Origin of the sequence: Comamonas odontotermitis (genome assembly GCF_040396735.1) — a bacterium.
GTDB classification, from domain to species: domain Bacteria; phylum Pseudomonadota; class Gammaproteobacteria; order Burkholderiales; family Burkholderiaceae_C; genus Comamonas; species Comamonas odontotermitis_C.
On record NZ_JBEBNZ010000036.1, the window covers coordinates 1 to 22111 of the forward strand.

Annotated in this window: 15 protein-coding genes; 3 read left to right on the plus strand and 12 right to left on the minus strand. The window is 62.9% G+C overall.

The annotated features are described in order from the left end of the window. Both ACH2DG_RS19160 and dnaG read right to left on the minus strand, forming a co-directional pair. A partial coding sequence (locus tag ACH2DG_RS19160; protein ID WP_395028070.1) for an RNA polymerase sigma factor region1.1 domain-containing protein occupies positions 1 to 1889 on the minus strand: 1889 nt, incomplete at its 3' end. Positions 1890 to 2195: 306 nt separating this feature from the next. After that, positions 2196 to 4253 carry a DNA primase gene (dnaG, locus tag ACH2DG_RS19165; RefSeq protein ID WP_395028071.1) on the minus strand — a complete coding sequence of 686 codons (2058 nt, stop codon included), beginning with the start codon at positions 4251 to 4253 and terminating at the stop codon, positions 2196 to 2198. Between the two features lie 255 nt (positions 4254 to 4508). Here dnaG and ACH2DG_RS19170 point away from each other — a divergent pair, with 255 nt between their 5' ends. Continuing rightward, positions 4509 to 6167 (plus strand): acyl-CoA synthetase, encoded by a 1659-nt coding sequence (locus ACH2DG_RS19170; protein WP_395028072.1) that lies wholly within the window; start codon positions 4509 to 4511, stop codon positions 6165 to 6167. Positions 6168 to 6209: 42 nt separating this feature from the next. Here ACH2DG_RS19170 and ACH2DG_RS19175 read toward each other — a convergent pair whose 3' ends face one another. From ACH2DG_RS19175 to ACH2DG_RS19190, 4 genes are all read right to left on the minus strand, one after another. Next, positions 6210 to 7025, minus strand: coding sequence for a carbon-nitrogen hydrolase family protein (locus ACH2DG_RS19175; protein WP_395028073.1), 816 nt, complete (start codon positions 7023 to 7025; stop codon positions 6210 to 6212). Between the two features lie 23 nt (positions 7026 to 7048). Continuing rightward, complete coding sequence (locus ACH2DG_RS19180) at positions 7049 to 7873, minus strand: serine hydrolase (protein WP_395028074.1); 825 nt, start codon at positions 7871 to 7873, stop codon at positions 7049 to 7051. An 8-nt stretch (positions 7874 to 7881) separates the two neighbouring features. After that, positions 7882 to 9291 carry a gluconate:proton symporter gene (locus ACH2DG_RS19185; protein WP_395028075.1) on the minus strand — a complete coding sequence of 470 codons (1410 nt, stop codon included), beginning with the start codon at positions 9289 to 9291 and terminating at the stop codon, positions 7882 to 7884. Between the two features lie 75 nt (positions 9292 to 9366). After that, a complete protein-coding gene (locus tag ACH2DG_RS19190; RefSeq protein ID WP_395028093.1) occupies positions 9367 to 10842 on the minus strand; it encodes an amidohydrolase family protein in 1476 nt (491 codons plus the stop codon). Between the two features lie 127 nt (positions 10843 to 10969). Between ACH2DG_RS19190 and ACH2DG_RS19195 the strand changes: the two genes are divergently transcribed. Next, complete coding sequence (locus ACH2DG_RS19195; protein ID WP_395028076.1) at positions 10970 to 11923, plus strand: LysR family transcriptional regulator; 954 nt, start codon at positions 10970 to 10972, stop codon at positions 11921 to 11923. Between the two features lie 106 nt (positions 11924 to 12029). Beyond that, positions 12030 to 12500, plus strand: coding sequence for a cupin domain-containing protein (locus ACH2DG_RS19200; protein ID WP_395028077.1), 471 nt, complete (start codon positions 12030 to 12032; stop codon positions 12498 to 12500). Positions 12501 to 12595: 95 nt separating this feature from the next. On the opposite strand, the gene ACH2DG_RS19205 is transcribed toward ACH2DG_RS19200, so the two are convergent. The 6 genes from ACH2DG_RS19205 to ACH2DG_RS19230 all read right to left on the minus strand — a co-directional run bounded on the left by ACH2DG_RS19205 (position 12596) and on the right by ACH2DG_RS19230 (position 22098). After that, entirely contained in the window at positions 12596 to 14521 is a 1926-nt protein-coding gene (locus ACH2DG_RS19205; RefSeq protein ID WP_395028078.1) for a gamma-glutamyltransferase family protein, read from the minus strand. A 122-nt stretch (positions 14522 to 14643) separates the two neighbouring features. Further along, positions 14644 to 16293: an alkaline phosphatase D family protein gene (locus ACH2DG_RS19210; protein ID WP_395028079.1), complete on the minus strand. Its 1650-nt coding sequence runs from the start codon at positions 16291 to 16293 to the stop codon at positions 14644 to 14646. A 241-nt stretch (positions 16294 to 16534) separates the two neighbouring features. Next, a complete protein-coding gene (locus tag ACH2DG_RS19215) occupies positions 16535 to 16873 on the minus strand; it encodes an integration host factor subunit beta (RefSeq protein WP_395028081.1) in 339 nt (112 codons plus the stop codon). A gap of 125 nt (positions 16874 to 16998) precedes the next feature. Next, positions 16999 to 18681 carry a 30S ribosomal protein S1 gene (rpsA, locus tag ACH2DG_RS19220; protein ID WP_395028082.1) on the minus strand — a complete coding sequence of 561 codons (1683 nt, stop codon included), beginning with the start codon at positions 18679 to 18681 and terminating at the stop codon, positions 16999 to 17001. 188 nt (positions 18682 to 18869) lie between these two features. Further along, positions 18870 to 20975 carry a bifunctional 3-phosphoshikimate 1-carboxyvinyltransferase/cytidylate kinase gene (locus ACH2DG_RS19225; RefSeq protein WP_395028084.1) on the minus strand — a complete coding sequence of 702 codons (2106 nt, stop codon included), beginning with the start codon at positions 20973 to 20975 and terminating at the stop codon, positions 18870 to 18872. A 229-nt stretch (positions 20976 to 21204) separates the two neighbouring features. Continuing rightward, positions 21205 to 22098 (minus strand): prephenate dehydrogenase/arogenate dehydrogenase family protein, encoded by an 894-nt coding sequence (locus tag ACH2DG_RS19230; protein ID WP_224152700.1) that lies wholly within the window; start codon positions 22096 to 22098, stop codon positions 21205 to 21207. Positions 22099 to 22111 lie beyond the last annotated feature (13 nt).

Here is a 22111-nt window from a genome sequence, read left to right on the forward strand (position 1 = left end):
TCGAACTTGTCCACCGCCTTCATCAGGCCGATGTTGCCTTCCTGGATCAGGTCCAGGAACTGCAGGCCACGGTTGGTGTACTTCTTCGCAATCGAGATCACCAGGCGCAGGTTGGCCTCGATCATCTCCTTCTTGGCATTGCGCGAAGCACGCTCGCCGTCGTTCATGCGCTTGTTGATGAGCTTGAGCTCATCGAGCGGCACAACCACGCGAGCCTGCAGGTCGATCAGGTTCTGCTGCAGCTCCTGCACGGGCGGGATGTTGCGGCCCATGATGGCGCTCCAGCTGTTGCCGGCCTGGGCTTCCTTCTCGATCCATTGCAGGTTCAGCAGGTTGGCAGGGAAGAGCTGGATGAACTTTTCCTGCGGCAGACCGCATTTCTCCACGATGATCTTGCGCAGGGCACGCTCTTTCTGGCGCACGCTGTCCACCTGCTCGCGCAGCATGTCGCACAGCTTCTCGATGGTCTTGGCGGTGAAGCGTATGGTCATCAGCTCGGCCGACAGCTGGTCCTGCACCTTTTTGTACTGGGCAGAGCTGTAGCCGTTCTTGTCGTAGGCCTGGTGCAACTGCTCGAACAGCGAGTGCAGCTTGTCAAAGCGCGACAGGGCTTCGTTCTTCAGCTCTTCCAGGCGGCGGGTCATGGCCTTGGAGCCACCCTTGCCGTCGTCGTCGTCCTCTTCGTCGTATTCGTCGAAGTCTTCTTCGGCCACGTAGTCATCGTTTTCGTCGGCATCGGAGAAGCCGTCCACGATGGTGGAGATGACCACCTTGCCTTCGCGGATTTCCTGGGCCATGGCCAGGATCTCGGCGATGGTGGCAGGCGACGCGCTGATGGCCAGCATCATGTCCTGCAGGCCGCCTTCGATGCGCTTGGCAATCTCAATTTCGCCTTCGCGGGTCAGCAACTCGACCGTGCCCATTTCGCGCATGTACATGCGAACGGGGTCGGTCGTGCGGCCAAATTCGGAATCCACGGTCGAGAGGGCGGCTTCCGCTTCTTCTTCCGCTTCTTCTTCCGTCGTGGCGGACTGGCCGGTGTTGTTCAGCAGCAGGGTTTCTGCGTCCGGGGTCTGCTCGTACACCGCCACACCCATGTCGTTCAACATGGAGATCACGACTTCCAGCGTTTCGGCATCGACCAGCTTGTCGGGCAGGTGGTCGGAGATTTCGGCGTTGGTCAGGTAGCCACGGGTCTTGCCCAGCTTGATCAGGGCCTTCAGGCGCTGGCGGCGGGTAGACATTTCCTCTTCGGTCAGGACGGCTTCGTCCAGGCCGAATTCCTTCATCAGCGCGCGTTCCTTGGCCTTGGAGACCTTCATGCGCAGCGGCTTGACCTTCTCGACGGGGGAGTCGGGTGCGGCCTCGGCCTCTACCGTTTCCTCGCCTTCGAGATCTTCCTCGATGTCGGAGAAGTCGGCATCATCATCGATGTCTTCTTCGCTCTTGCCTTTGGCCTTGGCTTTGCCCTTGGCAGCCGTCTTCTTGGGGGCCTTGGGCTTTTCTTCTGCGGCAGCCTTGGTGGCTTTGGGCTTTGCGGTCTTTGCGGCGGCCTTGGCCTTGACCGGGGTTTCCGCTTCTTCGGCTTCCACCTTCTTGGTGGCGCGTTTCTTGGGGGCGCCTGCATTCAGCAGGGCGTCGGCAGCCTTGAGCAATTCTGCTTGAGACAGGCGTTGTTTACTTTCGGACACGGAGCTAACCTTCTTCGTCGCTGCCTTGGAGGGAGAGGGGGCGGCAGCACTGGCTTTTACGGTTTTGCCTGCTGCAACAGGTGCCTTGGCAGCCGCAGGTTTTGCGGCTTTGGTCACGGTTGCAGCCTTGGCACTTTTGGCAGCGCTGGCTTTGGTTGGCGACTTGACGGACGACTTCGCGGACTTTGTAGCAGGCATGTACACCCTCAGATCAAAGAAAACACACAAAGAAAACTGGCAAGCGCCATTACACCGGCGCATACAAAAAATACAGCGTCTGCCTGCAACAAGTGCAATAGGCAGCTGGGCTATACGAGGTGCGGAACCTCTGGGCAAGATGTTGGGGCGATCATTTGGAGTGCAGTCCTTGCGGTATGTTGGGCGCTTGCGCTGGTGGCAAATCGCGTAAGTTTTACGCGGGCCCGGTCCGGAGGTGCTGCTGTCGCTCTTGCCGATGCAACAAATATTATACCTTTTTGGCGAATGTCAAGGGCTTGGCGCCATTTATTTATTGACTTGACGCTTGAGCAGGCCGATCCGGTGGAAATTGCTCTGGTAGCGTCGAAGGGCCTTGGGGTCGGATGCCTGAGTGATAAGCTGGCGATTCTGCTCCTCAAGGTGGCCGAGCACGATGCGGCTGAGGGAATCGCGCAGCTCATCGCGGATTTCGTCGAGCGGGCCGTCGATCTGGGCATGGTGCCCCTGCATCAGCTGGGTGGCGAATTCCTCGATCACATGGCCGCGCATGTGCTCTCGCAACACGGCCCATGACTGCGCACCGTGTGCCAGAAACTGCTGCTCGATCCAGGCGAACAGGCTGCCGTAAGGTGCATCCAGCTGTGCCAGGGTGGCAGCATCTTCCGGGGAAAAGTTCTCTAGAAACGCCATGTGCGACAGCAGCAGGCGCGCGGCCTGGTCTTCCCGCGTGACGGCCACGGTGGGCATGGGGGGCTGCGGCGCCGGGCGGGGCTGCCAGTTGCCTTTTCTGCCCTTCCATTCGCCGGGGCCGCGCTTGCCATAGGCATTGCCGCCTCCTGCGCCATGGCCGAAGTTGCCGCCTTGCTGGGGGCTGTAGCCATCGCTGCGCTGGCCGGGGTAGCGGTCCATGCCACCGTCTCCGTCCCAGGAGGGCGCGTCACCGTACGGGGGGGGCGGCTCACCTGACGCATTCCATGGCGCGGCAGGCTGGGTGGGTTCTGTACCGGTGGAGTGCGCGCGGCCGGCACCTCCCTGGCGGGCCTGCTCCAGCGCGGTGGTTTTCTGCCACAACCCGTCCAGCTCAGCGGCGGGCAACTGGGCCTTGTCGGCAATTTCGGCCAGCAGTTGGCGCTTCAAGGCGCCGTCTGGCATCAAATTCCATAGCGGCCGGGCGTTGCTGGACATGCGCGCACGGCCTTCAGCTTGCCCAAGATCACAGCCTTCGCTGGCCGCTTCCAGCAAAAAGCGCGACAGTGGGGTGGCGTCATGCACATGGCGGGCAAAGGCATCGGCGCCGTATTCACGCACAAAGCTGTCCGGGTCGTGTTCGGCAGGCAGGAAGAGAAATTTGATGCTGCGCGTATCGGTGGCATAGGGCAGGGCGCCGTCGAGCGCCTTGCGAGCGGCCCGGCGCCCGGCGGCGTCGCCGTCAAAGCTGAACACCACAGTCTCGGTAAAGCGGAACAGCTTGTGCACGTGATCGGGCGTGCAAGCGGTCCCCAGGGTAGCGACGGCATTGGGAAAGCCCAGCTGCGCCAGTGCCACCACATCCATGTAGCCTTCGGTCACGAGCGCGTAGCCGTGTTCGCGGATGGCGGTGCGCGCCTCAAACAGACCATAGAGCTCGCGGCCCTTGTGGAAAACCGGCGTCTCGGGCGAATTCAGGTATTTGGGCTTTTCGTCGCCGAATACGCGACCGCCAAAGCCGATGCATTCGCCCTTGACATTGCGGATCGGAAACATCACCCGGTCGCGGAAGCGGTCGTAGCGCTTGGCCTCGCCCCCCTTGTCGTCTTCGGACTCGATCACCAGGCCCGTTTCGACCAGCTTGGCATCGTCGTAAGCCGGAAAGACACTGGCCAGGCCGCGCCAGCCCTCGGGCGCGTAGCCCAGGCCAAAGCGTTTGGCCGTGGCGCCAGAGACGCCGCGGCCTTTCAGATAGGCAATGGCTTTTTGCGACTGCGACAGATGCTTGCGGTAGGCGTCGCCCGCCTTTTCCAGGATATCGGTGAGCGTCGCCTGCTTTTCGCGCGCCTGCGCGGCGCGCTCGCGCTGCAGGGGGGAGACATCGTCTTCAGGCACCTGCAGGCCGGTGCTCTGGGCCAGCTCGGTCACCGCTTCGCGGAAACCCATGCCCGTATGGTCCATCAGAAAACCGATGGCGTTGCCGTTTTTGCCGCAGCCAAAGCAGTGGTAGAACTGTTTGGAGGGGCTGACGCTGAACGAAGGCGACTTTTCGCCATGGAAGGGGCACAGCCCCATGTAATTGGCGCCGCCTTTTTTCAGCTGTACATAGCGGCCCACCACATCGACGACATCGACGCGGGAGAGCAGTTCCTGGATGAATGACTGGGGGATGGACACCGTTCTATTGTCGCCCAAGCGCAGCCGTGCCCGGGTGTTGCATGGGCAAATTGCTGCGGCACTCGGCTTGACAGGTTGCTTGCCAAGCAGGCATGGATTGCTATGAAAAAAGGATTGATGATGCCCAATGGGCGGGCGCTAAAAGTCATTTCTACCATATTCACCGATCCGTCTTCTTGGTGAGAGCCCATCGGCCATTGCAATTTCCGTGTCAGCCATCTGTGGCACAGTGGTTTCCAAGGAGACACAAGACCGATGACGAGCATGTACGACACCCGGTTGGACCGCAATGACGCCAACCATGCCCCGCTGACCCCGTTGAGCTTCATTGAGCGCGCAGCCGAGGTCTATCCCGAGCGCTTGGCCATCATCCATGGCGATCTGCGCCAGACCTGGGGGCAAACCTATGCGAGGTGCCGCCAGTTGGCCAGCAGCCTGCAGCAGCAGGGCATCGGCAAGAACGACACGGTAGCGGTGATGCTTCCCAATACGCCGCCGATGGTGGAGGCGCACTTTGGCGTACCGATGGCAGGCGCCGTGCTGAACGCGCTCAACACCCGGCAGGATCCTGAAACCATTGCCTTCATGCTCGACCATGGGGAAGCCAAGGCTTTGATCGTGGATCCGGAGTTTGCCGGTGTAGTGGCCAAGGCGCTGCAGTTGCGCCAATCGGCTGCGCCATTGCTGCTGATCGATGTGGAAGACGCCGTTTACGGCGAGGCCAGCGAGCGCCTGGGTGCGCTTACCTACGAACAATTGCTGGCGCAGGGCAGGGCAGACTTTGAATGGGCCCTGCCGGGCGACGAGTGGGATGCGATTGCGCTCAACTACACCAGCGGCACCACCGGCAACCCCAAGGGCGTGGTCTACCACCACCGGGGCGCAGCGGTGAATGCCACCAGCAATGTGCTGGAATGGGACATGCCCAAGTTTGCGGTCTACCTGTGGACCTTGCCCATGTTCCACTGCAATGGCTGGTGTTTTCCATGGACCGTGGCGCTGCGGGCAGGTGTCAACGTCTGCCTGCGCCGGGTGGAGGCGCAGGCGATCTTCAATGCCATCAAAACCCATGGTGTGACCCACTATTGCGGCGCGCCCATCGTGCACAGCCTGCTCGTCAACGCTCCGGAGGCCATGAAGGAGGGCATGCAGAACCTGCCGCAGGGAGGCGTCAAGTGCATGGTGGCTGGCGCGGCGCCGCCGGCATCGATGATTGAAGGCATGGAGCAGATGGGCTTTGACCTGACCCATGTGTATGGCCTGACGGAGGTCTATGGCCCTGTCACCGTCTGTGCCAAGCAGGACAGCTGGAATGGCCTGGACGTGGGCGAGCGTGCCCGACTCAATGCCCGCCAGGGGGTGCGCTACCACCTGCAGCGCTCAGCCCGTGTCATCAACGCCGACACCATGGAGCCTGTGCCGGAAGATGGCGAAACCATGGGCGAGATCATGCTGCGCGGCAACATTGCCATGAAGGGTTACCTCAAGAACCCGACCGCCACGGACGAGGCTTTTCGTGGTGGATGGTTCCACACGGGTGACCTCGCAGTGCAGTACCCGGATGGCTACATCAAGATCAAGGACCGCAGCAAGGACATCATCATCTCCGGCGGAGAGAACATCTCGTCCATCGAAGTGGAAGATGTGCTCTACCGCCACCCCGCCGTCCTTGCCGCTGCCGTGGTGGCCAAGCCCGATGCCAAATGGGGCGAGACTCCCTGCGCCTTTGTAGAGATCAAACCCGGCGCGGCGGTGACGGCCGAAGACATTGTGGCCCACTGCAAGAAGCATCTGGCGGGGTTCAAGGTGCCACGGGCGGTGGTGTTTGGCGACCTGCCCAAGACCAGCACCGGCAAGATCCAGAAGTTCGAACTGCGCAAGCAGGCCGGGTCTGCAGACGCCATTGATGTGTGATCCCCTGGTGGCGGAGGCTGCGGCCACCGAGATGTATCGGCGTCAGGCGCTGTAGATATCCGTGCGGCGGTGGTTCCAGGCGGGGAGCGCCTCGCGCAGGCTGGCAATGCGCTCCAGGTCAATGTCTGCACAGAGGTGCCCGGTGGTATCGGGCATGCATGCAATGACCGTGCCCCAGGGGTCGATCACCATGCTGCGGCCCAGGCATGGCAGCGCCGGGCCGGGTCCGTCGATCTGTGCTGCGGCGACAACGTAGCATTGGTTTTCCACCGCGCGAGCGCGCAGCAGCAACTCCCAGTGATCGCGCCCGGTGCGCACATTGAAGGCGGCGGGCACCACGATGACGTTGGCGCCTTGCGCGCGCAGGCTGCGAAACAGTTCTGGAAAGCGGAGGTCGTAGCAGATGCTCATGCCCACGCGCATGCCAGGCATGTCCACTACCGTCAGCGCATTTCCATGCACAAAGTCGTCGGATTCCTTGTACGGCAGGCCGCCCACCACGGCATCGTACAGATGCAGCTTGCGGTAGGTGGCCAGCAAGCGGCCGTCGGGGCCAAAGGTCAGCCCGGTGTTGCCCAGCTTGTTCTGTGCGGTGACCTTTTCGTGCACCGAGCCCACATGCAGATGCACGCCGTGGCGGCTGGCCAGCTGTGCAAGCCGAGGCACCAGGGCGCCGTCCAGCGGCAGGGCGTGGCGTGCAATGGTGGCGGCATCGCCCCGGATATCGGTGTATTCCGGGCTCACCACAAATTGCGCGCCATCGCGGGCGGCAGAGGCCACGCCTTGCTCCAGGGCCTGGATATTGGCCTCCCAGTCGGTGCCGCTGTTCATCTGCAATACGGCGATTCGAATACGCATGAAAGTCTCCTCTGCGTTGGCAGTCATAGACAGGTGTTGCAGACCAGCGTGCCGATATCGGCCAGCAGCAGCTCTCCCTGGCCGCCGTGGATGCTGGCGCTGGTCACTGGGTCCTGGAAACCGGTGGCCATCACGGCCAGGACGAGCGAGTGATTGCCTTTGCAAAAAATGCCTGCGTCGTTGCGCAGATCGGGTAGTTGCCCAGTCTTGTTGCTCGCCCGCACGCCAGCTGGCAGCGCTGCGCAGAGCAGGGGCTGGTAGCGCTCGGTGGCCATCAGCTCCAGTGCAAAGCCTTGCATGGCGGTACTGAGTGGGCTTGATTGTTGCAGGCGGTGCATCAGCAGGCACAGGTCGCGTGCGCTGGTGGTGTTGTCGCGGCCGGCCTTTTGCGCTTCGCTGTCCATCATCTTGCGGCGCAGCGCACTGTGCGCAAGGCCTGCGGCCTGCAGGTACTGGTTGATGGCATCAAAGCCCAGCAGGTCGATGAGCTGGTTGGTGGCGGTGTTGTCGCTCACCACCATCATCAGCCCGCACAGCTCGGCGAGCGTGAGCTGTTGCACGCTGGGCAGTGCGCGCAGCACACCGGTGCCGCCGACGCGGTTGCCGGGGGTGATGGCAATGCGCTCGCTCAGCCGACGATGCCCTGCATCCGCCTGCTCCAGCAAGGCCAGCAGGATGGCAGTCTTGATGGTGCTGGCCGATGGCTTGGCCTGATCGGCGCGAATGGCGAGCACTTCGTCGCCCTCGGCGGTCATGAGGCACAGCGACAGGCCGGCGGCATCTGCCTTGAGCCGCTGCCGGGCCAGGGCGAGTATCTGGCCTTCGAGCTGGGTGTGGGTGGGCTCCATGGGTATCCTTACACGATCAGGTAGAACACGGCCGAGAGCACGACGATGTTGACGATCATCACTGCCCAGCCGTTGTAGAGCATGTATTTGAGCTGGTTCGAGCGCGCCAGGCCCATCTGGCCGAACATGTCGGAGCTGGGGAAGGGGCCGAACCAGTCGATCTGCGAGCTGCCCAGAATCACCGCCGTCGTGCCTGCCGGGCCCACACCTGCTGCGGCGAGCACGGGGCCGAAGATCTTGGCAGTGAATGTCATCTGCGCCACGGCAGCGCCGGGAATATGGCCGATCACATTGAACAGCAGAATGATCACGCACAGCGCGGCGCCGCTCACGCCCACCAGGTAAGGTTGCACCGTGTCGAGCAGGGCATGGTAGGCGTTGAGTTTGTCCACCAGCACCAGTACCGGGTTGAACAGCCAGAACAGGAAGAAGATCCAGATCAGCTTGCCCGCGCCGGCATACATGGCCTGCAGAATCTGGGTGGGGCGCATGCCGCCTGCCAGGCCGGTCACCGCGCCCAGCGCCACCATTACCACGATGGCAAACGCAAAGCCTGCCTTGGCCAGCACACCGACCACCGCCAGGCTGACGATGGTGATGCAAAAGCCCCAGGCGGCGCGCACTGCCGAGGGCTCGGCCTTCTTGTCCATGTCGAATGCAGCCTGGCCCAGGCTGGCTTCTTCGTACTGAAAATCGGCCTCGCTCATCTTCTGGATGCGCCCCGCCATGAACCAGCCTGCCAGCAGCGTGGCTGCGGCCATGGGGAGCCCCGCCACCAGCAGGTATTCGCCATAGCTGAGGCCGGTGAGTCCGGTCACGGTCACCACATTGGGCGTGAAGGGGCCAAGCACCAGGCCAGCCGAGCCTGCAGTCTGGAACAGCGCTGCCACCGTAGGGCGCGACAGGCGTACTGCGGCTGCGATGGGAATCACCACCGCTGCGATGATGGCGTTGCCCCCAGCCAAAGTGCCCAGGGCGCCGCAGATCAGCACCGAGGTGACCATGATTCCGAGGCGCACGCGCAGCTGGTTGGACAGCCCGATCTTGCGCACGATGGCGCGCACCATCTGCTCGGCAGCCCCGGTGCGCGCCGCCACTTCGCCCACGCCTGCGCCCAGCACGATGATGAGACCGACCACGGCAATGAACGAGCCCAGCGACTCGGCCAGCAGCTTGCCCATGCCGATGGGCGTGGTGCCGGTCATGATGGCGCCAAGCACGATGGCTCCGATGGTCGCGAGCACGATGTCCACGCCCAACAAGGCGATGACGGCGAACACCACTACCGGCGTCAGCCCCCAGAGACTGGTCTGGCCCGGTATGGTGAAGTGGGTCGTGATGGCGATGGCCAGCCCGAGCAGGAAGACGGCAATGGCCGCGTTGCGTTTGCCTGGCGAGGCATCAATGGTGGCAGACATGGTGTTGTTTCTCCTTGTGATCTATCGATGGCCCGTGGGGTCGGGCTTTATGGGGTGGGTATGCCGCACGCGCCTTCAGGCTGGCAACTGGCGCCTCAGCACCTGACCAGGCCGTGTGTCTGCGGTTGGGGCAGCATCGGATGACGGGAAGACGATCTGGCCGTTGACCGCCACCAGCGCGATGCCTTCGGACGGCAGCGTCGGCTCGTCCCATGTGGCGCGGTCGATGACGGTTTCGGGGTCGAACACCACCAGATCGGCCCAGTAGCCCAGGCGTATCTGGCCGCGCTCAGCAAGGCCATAGACGGAGGCCGGCAGGCTGGTGATCTTGCGCACGGCCTGTTCGACACTGACCAGGCGCTCCTCGCGCACATAGCGCCCGAGAATGCGGGTGAAAGTGCCCCACAGACGCGGATGCGGGTTGGCGTCGTTGGGCAGTCCGTCCGAGCCCACCATGCAGCACGGGTGCTGAAAGATGCGCTGCACTTCCTGCTCGTCCATCGCGAAGTAGATGGCGCCAGCGGGCAGCAGGCGCCGTGCGGCTTCCTCTTTATCGCAGTTCCACTGCCCGGCGATATCGGCCAGGTACATGCCGTTGCACTCGGGGTGCGGCGTGCTCCAGGTGATCTTGATGCGATCGATCAGGTGCGCGCGCTCGGGAATCAGGATGGTGGAGCTGCCGGAGTAGGGGTAGATGTCCATGGCGACCTGCATGCCCTGCGCGCGCGTGGCGTCGATATTGGCGATGGTGCGCGCGCTCTTGCCCCAGTTGGCGTTCATCATGCATTTGTGGTGCGAGATCACCATGGCGCATCCGCTGTGGCGGCTGACGCTGAGCACTTCCTCCACCGCCTGCTCCACCTCGTCGCCTTCGTTGCGAATGTGGCTGGTGTGCAGCGCCTCGAATTCCTTGGCCACGCGGGCCAGCGCCTCCAATTCGGCCTGCGTTGCGTAGCAGCCGGGCTCATAGGCCAGGCCGGTACTGAATCCCACCGCGCCTGCTGCCAGCGACTGGCGCAGCAGCGCCTGCATGGCCTGCAGCTCTTGCGGCGTTGGCTCGGCCGCAGGGTCTTGCATGATGGTCAGCCGCAGGTTGGCGTGGCCGACCAGGGCAGCCACATTGATCAGCGGCTGCAGCGATTCGAGCGTTGCGAGGTAGCGCTCCATGTCTGCATACAGTGGAATATCACCCAGCAGCGCCAGCGATGCTGCCGTGTTGTGGGGCAGTGGCGCGGGCGATGCGCTGACGCCGCAGTTGCCCACCACCACGGTGGTCACGCCCTGGCTGGTCTTCCAGGGCAGGCCGGGCTTCTGAATGAACATCAGGTCATCATGGCCATGCACGTCGATGAACCCCGGCGCCACCAGCTTGTTGCGGGCATCGATGCGCCGCGTGGCCATGTGCTGGTGCAGATCGCCGATGGCTGCAATGCGGCCACCCAGAACGCCAATGTCGGCCCGAAAGCGCGGCTCGCCACTGCCATCCACCACCCAGCCGCCCTCAATGACCAGATCCAGCGCGACTCTGCCCGCCGCGCCACCGGGCTGCATCTCATCCATCGTCTTGCCGGGCGCCGCGTCCCCGTTGCTTGTCGTATTTACACTCATGGGGGCGATTATCAAATCGCAGCATTCATTACAATAATTTTTTAAAGTAATTGATCTATCGCATTTTGAAATGAATCGGCTGCCCAAGCACATCACCCTCAAGCATCTCCATGCCTTTGCCATGGTGGCGCAGGAGAGTAGCTTCACCCAGGCGGCGGCCCGCCTGTTCCAGACCCAGTCCTCCGTCACCACGCTGGTGCACCAGTTGGAGACAGCGCTGGGCACCCGGCTGTTCGAGCGCAGCAGCCGCAAGGTCGGGCTCACGCCGGTGGGGCGCGATCTGCTGCCCCGGGTGATGCGCCTGCTGACCGACTTTGACGGGGTGCTCGAAGACGTGCTGCGCTATGGTGGCCAGTCGTTTGGCAAGGTGCGCATCTCGGCAGCACCTTCGGCCATTACCGAACTGGTGGCACCTGCGGCCTCGGAATTCTCGCGCCTCTATCCGGCGGTGCGGCTGTACCTGCGCGATGACAACTCTGGCCGCATCCAGCGCCAGGTGCTCGCCAGCGAAGTCGATTTTGGTATCACCAGCCGCTGGGCTGATTCGCAGGGGCTGCAATTCGATCCGCTCGTAGACGATGCATTTGGCGTGCTCTACTGCGTTGACGACCCGCAGGTGGTTCCCGGTGGCGAGGGCTACGTTACCTGGAAAAGCCTGGCCGCCTGCAAATCGGTCGGCGTGGTCGATGAAACCGGCATTCTGGCCCTGCTGCGGTCGCGGACGGATTTGCCCGCCAATGCGTCCACTCCGTTCTACGAGGCATCGAGCACCACTTCCCAGGCCGCCCTGGTGGCCCAGGGCATGGGGATCGCCTTCATGCCGGCCCTGGCGGCCCACCGGGTGCTGGAGCCACGCCTGCGCTTTGCCTTGCTCAAGGCGCCCACCGTGGTGCGCAATATCTGTACGGTCAGGCGCAGTGATGTGCCACTGACCGACATTGCACGCATCTTTGAAACCATGGTGCGTACCACCACGGCAGCGCTCGCTCTGCCAGTGGGCTGCATGCCGCGTGGTGTTGGCTGAAAGCTGCGTTGTGCGTGCCGCTCGGGTTTGCCGCAATGGCCCAGGTGAGGCCCAGTGCCTAGAGTGGCCTGGTTCATTCACATTTCCATCGACAAGGACAACAGCCATGCACCACACCCCAAGCACGACCTCTCGCATCTCGCACCGCCGCAAGCTGTGGTTGGGAGCTTCTGTTTTGATAGCTGCTGGCGCTTTGTTTTCGGTAACAAGAGCCCATTCCGAGGTCTATGCCAAGGAGAGCATGCTCAAGGCGCAAAAGGAAAAAGCCGGTGGCGGCCAGGGCGTGCTGGTGGGCGAATATGCCTTCACCCGCGACAAGGCCAAAAAGGACGAGGCGATCAAGGAAATCAGCTGGCTGAGCTTGAAGCCGGGCGACTCCATCGGCTACCACCCGCACACCACGAACGAGGACACCTACATCATCGTCTCGGGCACCGGCGTCTTCAAGGACAAGGACGGCAAGGACGTGCCGGTGAAGGCGGGCGACGTGACCATCGTGCGCAAGGGCGAATCGCATGGATTGACGGCAACGGGCACGGAGCCACTGGTGTTCATTGATGTGATTGCCGAGCAGTGATGGGTGTAGTGGTGCACGTATCGGTGCGAGTATCCAGGCGCTTGAAATAGCAAAGGAGCCATTCGGCTCCTTTTTTAATGCAGGGCGTCGGGGCCTTACTGCCCCATCACCACGCCTTCGCGCCGTGGGTCAGCGCCGCCGAACCACAGCGATTTGCCATGGGCCTCGCCGCGCGAGATCGCTTGCAGGCCGCTGGTCAGGTTCTGCTCCTTGACTTCGGCCCCGCGCTTGGCCAGGGCTTCTACCGTGGCGGCAGGGAAGCGCTTTTCCTCCAGTACCGTGGGGCCGTTCAGGCTGCCGAAATTGGGCAGGTTGATGGCCTGCTGCGGCATCAGGCCCCAGTTGAGCATGCCGTACAGCGTTTTGGCGGTGTAGTGGATGATCCAGGCGCCGCCCGGGCTGCCGGCGCTCACCACCAGCTTGTCGGTGGCCTTGTCAAACACCAGCGTGGGCGCCATCGACGAGCGAGGGCGCTTGCCGGGCTCGACCCGGTTGGCGATGGGTTGGCCCTGGGCATCGCGCGGTGCCAGGCTGAAGTCGGTCAGCTCGTTGTTCAGCAGAAATCCGCCGGACAGGCCACGGCCGGTGTTCACCATCTGGCGGGAGCCGAACTGGTCTTCGATGGTGGTGGTCATCGCAATTGCGTTGCCATAGGCATCGACGATGCTGATATGGCTGGTGCCATATTCCATTTGGTAGGGCTGGGTGGCGTAGGCGATCTTCACAGCGCCGGGCTGGCCGGGCTGGGCCTGCTTCATGCTTTGCGCGCCGATGAGCTTGGCGCGTTCGGCCAGGTACTGCGGACGCAGCATGTTGTGCCAGTCGTTGCCCGGGGCCTTTACGAAAGCAGGGTCGGCCACATACTGGTTGCGGTCTGCAAACGCAAGGCGCGACGCTTCGGCGTACAGGTACAGCCAGTCGGCGGTGGGCAGGCCATCGGCGCCCAGCGCCATTTGCTTGGCCGGGGTGTTGCCCAGTATGCCCAGGATCTGTCCCACCGCAATGGCGCCAGAGCTGGGTGGCGGAAAGCCGCACACCCGGTAGCTGCGTGTAGCAGCAGGGTTGCCAACTGCATTGCCTGGAGCCTGCGGGCTGTAGTCGCTGCACAGCGCCTCGCGCTTGACGGGCTGGTAGGCGGCCAGATCGGCTGCTGTCATCTTGCCGGGGTTGGTGGCGTGGCCTTGCACCTTGCGCACAATCGCCTCTGCCACGGGGCCTTCCAGCAAGGCCTTGGAGCCGTTCTTGGCAATGTCTTTCAGAACCGCGGCGTACTCCGGGTTCTTCAGCACATGGCCCACGGGCCAGGGTTTGCCATTGGCATCGAGAAAATAGCTGCTGGCAACCGTATCCTGGCCCAGAAACTTCTCCTGTGCGGTCAGTGCGTTCAGGCGAGGGCTGACCTTGAAGCCGTCGCTCGCCAGCTTGATGGCGGGCTCGAACAAAGTGGCCCAGGGTAGCTTGCCATGTTCCTTGTGCGCCAAATCCAGCATGCGGATGGCGCCGGGCACACCCACCGAGCGGCCGCCCACGACAGCATCCTGGAAGACCATGGGCTTGCCATCCTTCATGAATAGGTTTTCGTCGGCGGCCATGGGGGCGACTTCGCGGCCGTCATAGGCCTCTACCTTGCTGCCCTGGGCATGCAGCAGGAAGGCGCCGCCGCCGATGCCGCTGGATTGCGGCTCGACCAGGCCGAGCACGAGTTGCACGGCAATGGCAGCATCAATGGCGCTGCCTCCGGCCTTGAGCACCTGAAAGCCTGCATCCGTTGCCAGCGGGTTGGCCGCAGCCACGGCGTACTTTTCGTTGGCCCAGCCGGGCTTGTCGGTCCAGCCGGAGCTGCCTTCGGGCTGGTCGGCTGCGGCAGGGGGCGTGTAGTGGAGGGAAGGGGTGCTGGTACATGCAGCCAGCAGGGCGGCCGCCGCCAGTGTGCTGATCTGCAACGCATGCCGGGCGCCCCGTGTGATCGGTCGGCGCGCCTTGCTTCTGGCTTCAAGATTCTGTGGTGTCTGGTGTGCCATGGCGGTGTTCCTTCTCTATTTCTGTAGTGGGATGCTGCATCGTACCTGCTCTGCCGGACAAGCCATTGCGGGACTGCACCGACACACGCATCCAGATGTAAACGACCTCCCCAGGGGCTGCTTCAGGCGAGTTGCGGCCCGGCCACACGGTCTTCCACCGCAAAGCGCGCCAGGGTGCGGGCGCCGCTGTCCGGGCGCAGCGGGTCATCGACGGCTCGCAGTTGCGTGGTCCAGAGTGTGGGGGTGATATCGCACAGGCCATAGCCGCGCTCATCGCAGCGGGCAAACAGGACGTGTGGGTTGCGTGCAACGACGGCGTCGACCCGGGCCTGTGTGGTGCCCGAGTGCGACGTGATGGAGGTGCCGCAGAATTCGCTCGCCACCACCCGGGGCGCACGGCCCTCGGCTTCGGGGTTGTCGATGCGGCAGACATAGTTCTGGTGGATGTCTCCGCCCAGCAGCACAGTGTTGCGCAGTGCAGCCTGGTCGATCGCGCGGATCAGGCGCTGGCGCGCAGCGGGATAGCCGTCCCAGCTGTCGGTGCTGGTACGGCCGTTGGGGTAGTGGCGAGGGGCAAACAGGGTTTGTTGGCAAATCACGCTCCAGCGCTTGCTGGATGGACGCGAAGCGCTATTGTTTTCCAGATTTTCTGCCAGCCAGCGCTCCTGCTCCCAACCGAGAAAGCTGCGTGCATTGCGAGCCAGATCAGGGCAATTGGCTGCGTTGACGGCGCCGTTGCTTTTCTCGCCGGGCGTGCGGCAAGCCTGTATGTCGCGGTATTGCCGCGCGTCGAGCACCATCAGATCAGCCAGATTGCCCCAACTGAAGCGGCGGTAGACCTGCATGTGGCGCAAGGCCGAGCTGACTGGGGCGTCGGCCTTGGCGGCTACGGCAGCGCGCAGCGGCATGTTTTCGTAAAAGGCCTGGTAGGCCGCCAGACGCTTGGCGGCAAAGGCGGTGGCATTGCCCACGCCATCCGGTCCTGCGTAGTCGTTCTCCACCTCGTGGTCGTCCCAGGTCATGACCCAGGGGCAGTGCGCGTGCATCGCCTGCAGGTCGGGATCGCTTTTGTGCAGTGCGTAGCGGTCACGGTAGTCCTGCAGGCTGCGCGGGTAGGGCAGTGGCTGCAGTCGCGCCAGCTCGGAGAGCAGCGCCTGGGTTTTTGCGTCGGTGGCGTTGGCCTTGGGGGATGCATATTCGTAGATGTAGTCGCCCAAAAAGACCACCAGATCCGGATCGTCCGCCCGCGCATGGCGCCAGGCCGCGTAGTAGCCGTGCTCCCAGCGCTGGCATGAGGCAAACACGAGCCGCATGCGTTGCACGGGTGCGCCATCAGCCGGAGTGGTGCGTGTGCGGCCGACGGCGCTGGTCTGGCCATTGCTGTGAAAGCGGTAGTGGTACCAACGGTCGGGCGCAAGGCCGCGTGCCAGCACGTGCACGCTATGGCCCCAACCCGGTGTAGCCGGCGCTTCGCCCTTTTGCACGATGTGCTGGAACTGCGCGTCGTGCGCAATTTCCCACTGCACGGATTGCGGTGCAAGCAGGGGCAGCTGTGGGCTGGGCAGGAGCCGTGTCCACAGCACCACGCTGTCGCTGGCGGGCTCGCCACTGGCAACGCCCAGGCCGAAGAGTTGCTCGCTGACCGGCCAGGCTGCGATCGCCAAGGCGGCCTGGCCGGCAAGTGACGTACCGCCCAGGCCCGTGGCTGCGAGCCACTGCAGCCATTGGCGGCGGGAGATATTGGTGAGAATACTGCTTTGCGCCTGGTGCATATGCAGGGGTTGCTATGAGTTTTTACAGTATCGCCCCAGCATAGCGCGTTGGCGGCATGCCGGTTTGTCGCATCTGTAAAACAGTGCGCAAAAAGCACCCGAAACCGTAGGCGCCACTGGGTATCCTGAATGTTTATTGCTCTGGAACAGATGGGCAATAAAAAACGCCCCATCAGGAGCGTTGTTGATCGCGATCAATCTTAGTGATCAGGGGCCGTGGCACGCCACGGCGCATGCCGTCTTATTCGTCGTTGTTCTGCGACTGGGCTTGCGGGTTGCTGGCCGATGCCAGGATGTTGGCGGGGTCGTCCACGGCTTCACGCAGCGCCTTGCCCGGCTTGAAATGCGTGACGCGCTTGGCTGGCACCTGCACGGCTTCGCCGCTGCGGGGGTTGCGGCCCAGGCGCGGCTGGCGGTGGGTGATGGTGAAACTGCCAAAACCACGGATTTCGATGCGCTGGCCGCGCACGAGGGAATCTTCGACGGCCTCGAGAATCGTTTTGACAGCCTGCTCCGCATCCCGCTGGGTCAGCTGGTGAAAACGTTCGGCAAGCTCTTCAATCAGATCGGATCGGGTCATACGAATGGGAATCTTCAGTAATCTATATACGCAAAACGTAGATGGGCGCACTGGGCGCCCACCTTGAATGCTGGCTACCGACTATACCAAGCTGCGCAAGGTATGTCGGCAGCAGGGGCCGTCAATTACTTGTCGGCGTCCAGCTTGGCGCGCAGCAGAGCGCCCAGGCTGGTGGTACCAGCATTTTCCTTGGACGACTGGTGCGACAGGGAAGCCATGGCTTCTTGCTGCTCAGCGTGGTCCTTCTGCTTGATCGACAGGGAGATGCTGCGGCTCTTGCGATCCACGTTGATCACCACGGCGGTCACTTCTTCGCCTTCCTTCAGCACCGAGCGAGCGTCTTCCACGCGGTCTTGGGAGATTTCCGAAGCACGCAGGTAGCCGACGATGTCGTCGCCCAGGTCGATTTCAGCGCCCTTGGCATCCACAGACTTGACCTTGCCGGTCACGATCTGGCCCTTGTCGTTCACGGTAGCGAACGTGGTGAAGGCGTCGCTGTCGAGCTGCTTGATGCCCAGCGAGATACGCTCACGGTCCACGTCCACGGCCAGCACGATGGCTTCCACTTCCTGGCCCTTCTTGTAGTTACGAACAGCGGCTTCGCCGGTTTCGTTCCACGACAGGTCGGACAGGTGCACCAGGCCGTCGATGCCCGAGGCCAGGCCCACGAACACGCCGAAGTCGGTGATCGACTTGATCGGGCCCTTCACGCGGTCACCGCGCTTGGTGTTCTGTGCAAATTCTTGCCATGGGTTGGCCTTGCATTGCTTCATGCCCAGGGAGATGCGACGCTTGTCTTCGTCGATTTCCAGAACCATGACTTCGACTTCGTCGCCCAGGGACACGAGCTTGGAAGGTGCAACGTTCTTGTTGGTCCAGTCCATTTCGGAAACGTGCACCAGACCTTCGATGCCTGGTTCCAGTTCCACGAACGCGCCGTAGTCGGCAATGTTGGTGACCTTGCCGAACAGACGGGTGCTCGATGGATAGCGGCGCGACACGCCCAGCCATGGATCGTCGCCCATTTGCTTCAGACCCAAGGACACGCGGTTCTTCTCGGTGTCGAACTTCAGGATCTTGGCGGTGATTTCCTGGCCAGCGGTCACCACTTCGGATGGGTGACGCACGCGGCGCCATGCCATGTCGGTGATGTGCAGCAGGCCGTCGATGCCGCCCAGGTCCACGAACGCACCGTATTCGGTGATGTTCTTGACCACGCCTTGAACGATGGAGCCTTCCTTCAGGGTTTCCATCAGCTTGGCGCGCTCTTCGCCCATCGAGGCTTCCACCACAGCGCGGCGGCTCAGCACCACGTTGTTGCGCTTGCGGTCGAGCTTGATGACCTTGAATTCCAGGGTCTTGTTTTCGTAAGGGGTCAGGTCCTTGATTGGACGGGTGTCGATCAGCGAACCGGGCAGGAATGCGCGGATGCCATTGACCAGAACGGTCAGACCGCCCTTGACCTTGCCGGAGGTGGTACCGGTCACGAATTCGCCCGATTCCAGCGCCTTTTCCAGCGCCAGCCAGGAAGCCAGACGCTTGGCGGTGTCGCGCGACAGGATGGTGTCGCCGTAGCCGTTTTCGATGGAGCCGATGGCCACGGACACGAAGTCGCCCACTTGGACTTCGATTTCGCCCTGGTCGTTCTTGAATTCGTCGATTGGCACATAGGCTTCCGACTTCAGGCCGGCGTTCACCACCACGAAGTTGTGCTCAACGCGCACGACTTCAGCGGTGATCACTTCGCCAGGACGCATTTCGGTGCGTGTCAACGACTCTTCAAAAAGGGCGGCAAAAGATTCAGACATGTGTTTCCTTAGACATAGTCAGGTTTCCGTTAGCACTATTGCTATCGTTTTTAAGGCTGGCTATGCAGGTTGCGGAGGTTCCGCGGGTTAAAGTTAAACAACCCGGCTACCCATGGTGGTATGGAACGCACCAGTGGAAGGCGGCCGGGGCCTTGCAAATCGCCTGCATCAGGGCAAAAACCACACTCTCAGGCGCTGGCCTGGGAGTGGGCCGCCGCTGCGGCAAACGGTTGGCGCTTTTCCCACCACGCCAGCACCTGGGCCACGGCTTCTTCAACCGTGATGTCGGAGTTGTCGAGCAGGAGAGCATCTTGTGCAGCTTGCAGCGGGGCGGTGGCGCGGTTCATGTCGCGCGCATCGCGCGCCTCAAGGTCAGCACGAAGGTCGGCTATTGTAGCCGGTATTCCTTTTTCTATCAACTGTTTATGACGGCGCTGCGCGCGCTGGGCGGCGCTCGCCGTCAGGTAGACCTTGAGTGGGGCGAGGGGGAAAATCACGGTTCCCATGTCGCGGCCGTCGGCCACAAGGCCGGGCAGTTGCCGAAAATCGTGCTGCATCTGTACCAGTGCCTGGCGCACGGCGGGCAGGGCGGAGACGAGTGACGCGTTCATGCCAGCCTCTTCGGAGCGGATGGCCAGACTGATGTCTTCGCCATCGAGCAGCACGCGTTGGTCGGGTGTGAAGGTGATGTCCAGCTGGGCAATCAGCGCAGCGATCTGGCCGGCGTGATCGGCATCGATGGGGATGCCCGCGCGCGTGGCAGCCAGGCCGGTGATGCGGTAGAGCGCGCCCGAGTCGAGCAGGTGGTAGCCCAGTGCGGCAGCCACGGCAGATGCCACGGTGCCCTTGCCCGAGGCGGTGGGGCCGTCCACACAGATCACGGGCACGCTGCCGGGCACGGGGCGCACGGCAGAGAACAGCGCTTCAAAATAGCCCGGAAAGGTCTTGGCCACGCACTTGGGGTCTTCAATGCGTACCGACACGCCCGCCGGGTTGAAGGCTGCGAGCGAGAAGCACATGGCAACGCGGTGGTCGTCATAGGTGTGGATGCTGGCGGGCTTCCAGGCTTCGCGATTCGCAGGCGGTGTGATGCTGATGTAGTCGGCGCCTTCCTCGACGGTGGCGCCGAGCTTGCGCAACTCAGTGGCCATGGCGGCCAGGCGGTCGGTCTCCTTCACGCGCCAGCTGGCAATATTGCGCAAGGTGGTGGTGCCGTTGGCATACAGCGCCATGGCCGCCAGGGTCATGGCGGCATCGGGAATGTGGTTGCAGTCCATGTCGATGGCCTGCAATGGCCAGGAGCCCCGGCGAATTTCCAGCCAGTTGGGGCCGCTGGTAATGGCTGCCCCCATGGCACGCGCGGCATCGACAAAGCGGATGTCACCCTGAATCGATTGGGCACCCACGCCCAGCACCTTGACGCTGCGGTCAATGTGGATGGTGGAGTTGTTGGGGCCGGGCTTGCTGCTCTTGCCCGCGGCGATGGCGCCCAGCGCGATGAAGTAGCTGGCCGACGAGGCATCGGCCTCCACATGGATCTCGCGTGGCGACTGATAATGGCTGCCTGCGGGGATGGTAAAGCGCTGCCAGCTATCATTTTTGACGGCAATGCCGAAGCGCTGGAGCAACTCAAGCGTGATGTGGATGTAGGGCTTGGAGATCAGCTCTCCCACCACTTCGATGGTCACATCCTGCTGGCGCGCCACCAGTGGAAGCGCCATCAGCAGGGCTGTCAGGAACTGGCTGGATACATCGCCGCGCACGGGGATAGGCGCCTGCAGGTGCAGCTGGGCCGTTGTCACCGGATGAATGCGCAGTGGCGGATAGCCTTCGTTGCCGAGGTAGTCGATTCTGCAGCCGAGCTGGCGCAGCGCGTCGACCAGGTCGCCAATCGGGCGCTCGTGCATGCGGGCGACACCGCTCATCTCGAAATTGCCGCCCAGGAGTGCCAGCGCTGCCGTCAGCGGCCGCATGGCGGTGCCAGCATTGCCCAGAAAGAGCTGCAGCGTGCGCGCTGCCGTCGCGGGTGCCAGATGACCGCCCAGGCCAGTGACGTGGTAGCTGTTGAGGTGCGCCGGATCGGTGCTGCGCACCACGGCGCAACCCAGTTGCTCCAGGGCTTTGAGCATGACCTGGGTGTCGTCGGAGTCGAGCAGGTCGTGGATGGTGGTGGTGCCCTGGCTCAGCGCGGCGAGCAGTAGCACGCGGTTGGAGATGCTTTTGGAGCCGGGCAACTGCACTTCACCATTGGCGCTTTGCAGTGCGGGGATGTCAAGAAAAGCGGTGGTGAACATGATTTGCTCTGTTTTTAGGAGTTGTTGCGCACAGGTGGTGGGTGCTGGCGGCCAATTTTATTCAAAATAATTTAGGCGACTGACCCAGTCAGCGGCTGCCTGAAAGTATTCAAAATTCGCTCCACGCCCTCTTGCCTGCCCCAGCCTTGTCAGCCAAGGGCGTTGCGAGAGGCTGCCGCTGCGCCCATTATCGGCTGACCGCCTGCGGTGGCTGCAGGCGTCAAGGTGCTCAGGCCGTAGGCTTGGTTTTGGACAGCGATTCTGGCGTATACAGCTTGCCTGGCTTCCATTGCGCACGGGTGTCCGAGGCGCTGCGGATCAGGCTTTCGACGGCGGCCTGGTTGTCCGTCATCAGGGCCGCTTCATAGCGCCCCAGCATGTGCTGCAGGTAGTGGATCTGCTGAAGGATCTCGGTGCGGTTGGCGCTGAAGATATCGCGCCACATATTGGGCTCGCCAGCGGCAATGCGGGTGAAATCGCGAAAACCGGGGCCCGCCAGCGACAGGATGCGGTGGCCGTCTTCCTGCGCGAGGATCGCATTCATGTAGGCCATGGCGATCAGGTGCGGCGCGTGGCTGCTGGCAGCCAGGGCGGCATCGTGCATTTCAGGCGACATGCTGGTGACATGTGTGCCCAGCCCCTTCCACAGGGCTTCGGCCTGGCGCAACTGGGCCACCTTGGTCAGCTCGGTGGGCGTGAGCACCACCTGGGCATCGTTGTAGAGGTTGACGTCTGCATGGTCGACGCCCGATACCTCTTTGCCCGTGATGGGGTGCGCAGGCACAAAGCAGCCAAAACGGTCCTTGAGCGCGCTGCGCGCGGCGTTCACCACATCCACCTTGGTCGATCCCACATCCATGACCAGGGTGCTGGGCTGGATCAGGTGCTTGATGGTGCGCAAGGTGGGCTCGGTCGATGCGACTGGAATCGCCAGCACCACCAGATCGGCGCCTGATACGGCGATCAAGGCCGAACTGGCCTCTTCATCGATGGCGCCCATCTGGCGCGCGCGGCTGGTGGTGGAGGGCGACTTGCTGTAGCCCACAACGCGTTTGACGAGCCCCGCCCTCTTGACGGCCAGCGCGAATGAGCCGCCCATCAGCCCGCAGCCAATCAGCGCCATGTGTTCAAACTTT

Excerpts from the sequence above, each read along its gene's own strand:
- ACH2DG_RS19170 (WP_395028072.1), top strand. The coding sequence starts at position 4,509 with ATGACGAGCATGTACGACACCCGGTTGGACCGCAATGACGCCAACCAT.
- ACH2DG_RS19175 (WP_395028073.1), bottom strand. The coding sequence starts at position 7,025 with ATGCGTATTCGAATCGCCGTATTGCAGATGAACAGCGGCACCGACTGG.
- ACH2DG_RS19180 (WP_395028074.1), bottom strand. The coding sequence starts at position 7,873 with ATGGAGCCCACCCACACCCAGCTCGAAGGCCAGATACTCGCCCTGGCC.
- ACH2DG_RS19185 (WP_395028075.1), bottom strand. The coding sequence starts at position 9,291 with ATGTCTGCCACCATTGATGCCTCGCCAGGCAAACGCAACGCGGCCATT.
- ACH2DG_RS19190 (WP_395028093.1), bottom strand. The coding sequence starts at position 10,842 with ATGCAGCCCGGTGGCGCGGCGGGCAGAGTCGCGCTGGATCTGGTCATT.
- ACH2DG_RS19195 (WP_395028076.1), top strand. The coding sequence starts at position 10,970 with ATGAATCGGCTGCCCAAGCACATCACCCTCAAGCATCTCCATGCCTTT.
- ACH2DG_RS19200 (WP_395028077.1), top strand. The coding sequence starts at position 12,030 with ATGCACCACACCCCAAGCACGACCTCTCGCATCTCGCACCGCCGCAAG.
- ACH2DG_RS19205 (WP_395028078.1), bottom strand. The coding sequence starts at position 14,521 with ATGGCACACCAGACACCACAGAATCTTGAAGCCAGAAGCAAGGCGCGC.
- ACH2DG_RS19210 (WP_395028079.1), bottom strand. The coding sequence starts at position 16,293 with ATGCACCAGGCGCAAAGCAGTATTCTCACCAATATCTCCCGCCGCCAA.
- ACH2DG_RS19215 (WP_395028081.1), bottom strand. The coding sequence starts at position 16,873 with ATGACCCGATCCGATCTGATTGAAGAGCTTGCCGAACGTTTTCACCAG.
- rpsA (WP_395028082.1), bottom strand. The coding sequence starts at position 18,681 with ATGTCTGAATCTTTTGCCGCCCTTTTTGAAGAGTCGTTGACACGCACC.
- ACH2DG_RS19225 (WP_395028084.1), bottom strand. The coding sequence starts at position 20,975 with ATGTTCACCACCGCTTTTCTTGACATCCCCGCACTGCAAAGCGCCAAT.
- ACH2DG_RS19230 (WP_224152700.1), bottom strand. The coding sequence starts at position 22,098 with ATGGCGCTGATTGGCTGCGGGCTGATGGGCGGCTCATTCGCGCTGGCC.